3 protein-coding genes are annotated in these 6000 nt (G+C 43.0%); all 3 read left to right on the plus strand.

The genetic code is table 11. The features are described from left to right. Positions 1-233 precede the first annotated feature (233 nt). The 3 genes from O3603_RS09650 to O3603_RS09660 all read left to right on the plus strand — a co-directional run bounded on the left by O3603_RS09650 (position 234) and on the right by O3603_RS09660 (position 5506). Positions 234-3077 carry a putative LPS assembly protein LptD gene (locus O3603_RS09650; protein ID WP_371522494.1) on the plus strand — a complete coding sequence of 948 codons (2844 nt, stop codon included), beginning with the start codon at positions 234-236 and terminating at the stop codon, positions 3075-3077. Between the two features lie 75 nt (positions 3078-3152). Then, positions 3153-4328, plus strand: coding sequence for a PLP-dependent aspartate aminotransferase family protein (locus tag O3603_RS09655; RefSeq protein WP_371522495.1), 1176 nt, complete (start codon positions 3153-3155; stop codon positions 4326-4328). Continuing rightward, the gene (locus O3603_RS09660) at positions 4325-5506 is read left to right on the plus strand and encodes a MalY/PatB family protein (RefSeq protein WP_371522497.1); all 1182 of its coding nucleotides are present in this window, start codon (positions 4325-4327) and stop codon (positions 5504-5506) included. The genes O3603_RS09655 and O3603_RS09660 overlap by 4 nt, the downstream gene beginning before the upstream one ends. Positions 5507-6000 lie beyond the last annotated feature (494 nt).

The raw sequence follows: 6000 nt of genomic DNA on the forward strand, positions 1-6000 counted from the left end.
GCCTTTCTTATCATTAAAGAGAGGCTTTCTTCATAGCAAAGAAACGCCTTCCTTAAATAAAGGAAAGTACTTCTTCAATTCATACTAACAATCAACAGGTTTAGAGACTGACAAAAGTAGCATAATTAGTCAGCATGGGTAACATCTCACAAGACTGCTAAATAGAAACGTTAAAATAGCGTAATGATATTTGAATTCACCATTATTTCTGTACTTTTGCATGGTTTTAGGCAATGAGAAATAAGAGCATTATACTCCTACTATCGTTCGTCATCGTGTGTGCGATGGCAAGTGTTCGTATGCCAGTACCGCAACCTAAGAAAGCAAAGAAGGTTAAGGGTAATGTCATTGCAGTGGACAGCTTGCTAAAAGGCAATGCTGGGAACGATGAGAAAAAGGTTGAAGGAAACGCACAAGATACCACGAAGATGGACTCTCTTCAGTTGGCTATCTATCACCATAACAAGGCTATTGATGATTCGATTAGGGCTGATAGCATTATGAAATCACGCTCAAATGGAATCAACTCTCCAGTTACTTATTCTGCACAGGACTCTTTGGTCTATGATGCCAGCACGGGAACTGCCTACTTATACGGCGGTTCTAAGGTCGATTATGAGAATATGAAGCTGGCGAGCGATAAGGTGTTTATGAACCTCGACAGCAGTTTGGTGCGTGCAACGGGTACTCCCGATTCAACAGAAGAGGGTGGAATCAAAGGGAAGCCACTCTTTACTATGGGCAAAGATGAGTACAAGAGTGACACAATGGCATTCAACTTCAAATCAAAGAAAGGCCTGATTAAGGGTGTCTACACCGCACAACAGGATGGTTTCCTTAGTGGTGAGGTGGGCAAAAGAGACTCTACTGGGGTCATATACTTACAACATGGACGCTATACAACGTGTGACGACCCTCATCCCGACTTCTATATTGCACTCTCAAGAGCCAAGGTTCGACCAGGAAAAGACGTTGTCTTTGGTCCTGCCTATCTAGTGGTAGCTGACATTCCATTGCCTTTAGCCATCCCTTATGGCTTCTTCCCCTTCTCAAAGAAATACTCCAGTGGATTCATCATGCCTAATTATGGTGATGAAAGTAACCGTGGTTTCTATCTCCGCGATGGTGGTTATTACTTCGCAATAAGCGATAAGTGGGACTTAAAACTGTTGGGGGAAATTTACACCAAAGGCTCTTGGGGACTATCAGCAGCCAGCAACTACCGCAAACGTTATCGTTATTCAGGTTCGTTCCTGTTTAGTTATCAAGATTCAAAGACGGGTGATAAGGGCTTACCAGACTACTCCGAACAGGAGAGCTTTAAGATTCAATGGAACCATAGACAGGATCCGAAAGCGAATCCATACAGCTCTCTTGCTGCCAGCGTGAACTTTGCTACGTCAAGTTATGAGCGTAACAACCTCAATAGCTTATACAACCCACAGACCTTAACACAGTCTACTCGTACTTCTTCTGTTAGCTGGAGTACGAATTTCTCAAGCATAGGCTTGTCACTAAGTGCTACCACAAACCTATCGCAGAACATGCGTGATAATACCATACAAATGACCCTCCCCGACTTGAATATCAGCCTAAGTCGCTTCTATCCATTCAAGCGGAAGCATGCTGTGGGTAAGGAGCGTTGGTATGAGAAAGTATCTATGAGCTATACTGGACAGTTATCTAACTCGATCACAACTAACGAGGATAAACTATTGCACTCGAACCTCTTTAAGGACTGGCGGAACGGCTTCCAACACACGATTCCAGTACAGGCTAACTTCACCTTATTTAATTATATCAACGTCACACCATCGTTCAATTTCGTTGACCGAATGTATTCAAAGAAGGTGAATCGCTCGTGGGATGCAATCCATCAGACGGAGGTGAAAGATACAACATACGGTTTCCACAATATTTATAATTGGAGTATGAGCGTTGGAGCAAGTACGAAGTTATATGGTTTCTGGAAGCCTAATCGTAAGCTGTTTGGCGATAAGATCCAAGCGATCCGACACGTCATCACCCCTCAAATCTCATTCTCTTATTCCCCTAACTTCGGCTCTCGTCATTATGGTTACTACGATAGTTACCAATACACGGACGCAAGCGGTAACGTGAAACTCGTTGAGTATTCTCCTTACCAAGAGGAGCTTTATAGCGTACCAGGAAAGACGAAAACGGAGATGATTTCATGGGATGTTAGCAACAATCTGGAGATGAAGATCAAGAGTGACAAGGACTCTACTGGATTTAAGAAGATTAGTCTCATTGACGAGTTGGGAGCGACGATGTCTTACAATGCAGCAACCAATTTCCATCGCTGGAGTGACCTAAGTGTACGACTCCGATTAAAGTGGTGGAAGAATTACACATTCTCTATGAATGCCCAATTCGCTACTTATGCATACGAGTTAGACGCTAGTGGCAAACCATACGTTGGTAACCACACAGAATGGGGATATGGTCGCTTACCTCGATTCCAGGGTATGTCGCAGAACTTCTCATTCACTCTTAACCCAGAGAAGTTGCGTAAGTGGTTCGGACATAAGGATGATAAGGACGACAACAAGGTTTCAGAAGGAAGCGATGGACCAGATACCAACATCGAATCGAACATGGATGACGACCTCGAAAAAGGTAAATATGCAGCCAAAAAGAAGCGTGGTAACATCGCAGAAACAGATGAGAACGGTTACATGAGATTTAATATGCCATGGTCATTAACCATCGGTTATGGTATCACAATGCGTGAGAATACAGGTGGAAAGTTCAATACAAAGACCATGCGTTACCCTTATAAGTTCACACAGACATTGAATGTCTCAGGGAATATTCGTATCAGTGACGGATGGAACATCAACTTCTCTAGTGGCTATGACTTCGAGAATCACGCCATGAGTATGACAACAGCTAGCCTGTCTCGCGACCTTCACTGCTTTAATATGAGTGCGTCAGTTGTATTGGCACCTTACACCTCTTACAACTTTACTTTCCGTTGTAATGCATCAACACTAACGGATGCCTTGAAGTATGATAAACGTAGTGGTATCACCAGAACAATACAATGGTACTAAGTTCTCACAGAATATAAATAAATGAAGAGACAAGCTCCTTCTTATTCAAATACACAACTCAAACAATAAAGAAATATGAAGAAACAAACACAGGCTATCCACCTGTCTTACAAGCGTCGGGATGCTTATGATGCTTTAAGTATGCCTGTATATAATGCAGTTGCCTACGAGTTCGACAATGCCCAAGTAATGGCTGATGCTTTCTGTGGACGTATTGACGCCCCAGACTACTCTCGTGTTGAGAATCCAACAGTAACAAATCTGGAGTTGAGAATCAAAGCTTTGACAGGTGCAGAGCGTGTAACGGCTCTTAACTCGGGTATGGCTGCCATCAGTAATACAATGTTTGCCATCGTTGAACAAGGTAAAAATGTAATTACATCACGCCATCTCTTTGGCAACTCCTACTCTCTTTTGACATCAACTCTCAAACGACTTGGAATAGAGGAAAAGCTTTGTGACCTTACAGATGTTGCTTCCGTAGAGGCTCAAATAGATGAGAATACATGCTGTTTGTTCCTTGAGATTATGACAAACCCTCAGTTGGAGGTAGCCGACGTAAAGGCTTTGGCTGATATAGCACATAGACATGGTATTCCTGTTGTTGCCGATACAACGATTATTCCTTTCACTCAGTTCTCTGGCAAGGAGTTGGGAATTGATATTGAGGTGGTATCTAGTACGAAGTATATCAGTGGAGGGGCTACATCATTGGGCGGACTTATCATCGACTATGGAGCATACTCAGCTATCACTGACCGATTGATGAATGAGATGCTATTTAACCTCGGTGCATACATGACACCACAGGTTGCTTACATGCAGACATTGGGCTTGGAGACGCTTGAGGCACGTTACCGCATACAGTCAAGTAATGCCTTAGAATTAGCAAAGAGACTGCGCACACTTGCACCTATTCGTAAAGTAAACTATGTTGGACTGGCTGATAACCCTTATCACGAGCTGTCTGTTCGCCAATATGGAGAGACTGCTGGTGCAATGGTAACCATTGATTTAGAAAATCAAGAGGCTTGTTTCAGGTTCCTCAACAACCTAAAACTCATTCATAGAGCCACAAACCTCTTCGATAACCGCACACTTGCAATACACCCTTCAAGTACTATTTTCGGACTCTTTACACCCGAGGAACGCACTGCTATGGACATATTTGATACGACCATACGCCTCAGTATTGGATTGGAGAGCGTTGATGATCTGTTTGATGATATTAAACAAGCATTGGACGTATGATGAAGACGTATGATTTCGATACTTTGATTGATCGTTCGGGGAGTGGTGATTTAAAGCATGAAGCCCTCCTCCCACGTTGGGGACGTAATGACCTCTTACCTTTATGGGTGGCTGATATGGATTTCGCCACGCCCGATTTCGTGGTAGATGCACTCAAAGAGCGATTGAATCATCCTATCTTTGGCTATACCGTTGACCCATCCGATTATCGTCCTGCTATCATCGATTGGATTCGTACACACCATCATTGGGAAGTTAAATCAGAATGGTTAAGTTTCATTCCTGGTATTGTTAAGGGGATAGGTCTTGTCGTAAACGTATTCACAAAGCCTGATGAGAAGGTGATTATTCAGCCTCCTGTCTATCATCCTTTCCGCCTAACTCCAGAGGGAAATCATAGGGAGGTGGTATTTAATCCACTACTTCGTCGTGAAGATGGATACTACGATATGGACTTTGAAAACCTTGAGCAGGTTTGTGATGAGAAGTGTCGTGTGCTCATTCTATGCAATCCTCATAACCCAGCTGGACTATGTTGGTCGAAGGACACATTGGTTCGTTTGGCTGATTTCTGTTATCAACATCACATCCTTGTAATCAGTGATGAGATACACAGTGACATGGCACTTTTCGGTAATCAACACGTCCCCTTCGCTAGTGTTTCCCAGCATGCCGCAGACATTAGTATTACTTTCGGCGCACCAACCAAGACGTTTAACATGGCTGGAATTGTTAGTTCTTACGCCATTGTTCCTAATGCAGAATTACGTGAGAAGTTCTTTGGTTGGCTAAAAGCAAACGAACTTGACGAACCTACGCTTTTTGCTCCTATTGCCACGATTGCCGCTTTCCGTAAGGGTGAAGAGTGGCGTAAGCAGATGTTAGCATACGTGGAAGAGAATGTGAAATTCGTGGAGGAATATTGCAAAGAGTACATTCCAGGCATACATCCATTACGCCCTCAAGCAAGTTTCTTGATGTGGTTAGACTGCAACGAACTAGGTCTCAACCATGAACAACTCCTCGATCTCTTCATTGACAAGGCTCATCTGGCATTGAATGATGGTGAGATGTTCGGTCCTGGAGGCAAAGGTTTCATGCGTTTAAACATCGGAACCCCTCGCTCCATACTGCGTCAAGCATTGAGCCAGTTGGCTGATGCTGTAAGAGGACTATAGGGAAGCCCCCTCTCAAAGAGGGATGTTTCCCTTATTCCGTCCTATCCGGATAATATTTTGAAGACACAACAAACATATTTTAAAGACATAGTAACATATAACAACAAATTGTTGTAGCAACAAAATATGTCATTAAAAAATATGTATCTATGGCATCATATCTAAACCCTATGTTACTACCCCCTTGTGTTCGTATGTTACCATGTCTTCAAACCCTATGTCATTAAATAATATGTTCTTCTGTCATTTTGTCTCTAAATCCCATGTTCTTCTGTCTCACACAAAAGCCTCACCCCGTTAGGCGCCCCCCTCTCTGTAGGAGAGGGGCTGGGGGTGAGGCCGTACCACGGAAGCGAGAGAACCAAATTAATACACTAGTTTTGAAAGACATTAATTTCACAATTAATATAATCGATTGTCTTATTACAGAACGATTGATACCCTGAATCAACCTAATAAATGCTCCCGTGGTAAAAAAGAAAGCCTCCTAAAAG

It is taken from the genome of Prevotella sp. 20925_1_30 (assembly GCF_041433025.1).
GTDB classification, from domain to species: Bacteria; Bacteroidota; Bacteroidia; order Bacteroidales; family Bacteroidaceae; genus Prevotella; species Prevotella vespertina.

Excerpts from the sequence above, each read along its gene's own strand:
- O3603_RS09650 (WP_371522494.1), top strand. The coding sequence starts at position 234 with ATGAGAAATAAGAGCATTATACTCCTACTATCGTTCGTCATCGTGTGT.
- O3603_RS09655 (WP_371522495.1), top strand. The coding sequence starts at position 3,153 with ATGAAGAAACAAACACAGGCTATCCACCTGTCTTACAAGCGTCGGGAT.
- O3603_RS09660 (WP_371522497.1), top strand. The coding sequence starts at position 4,325 with ATGATGAAGACGTATGATTTCGATACTTTGATTGATCGTTCGGGGAGT.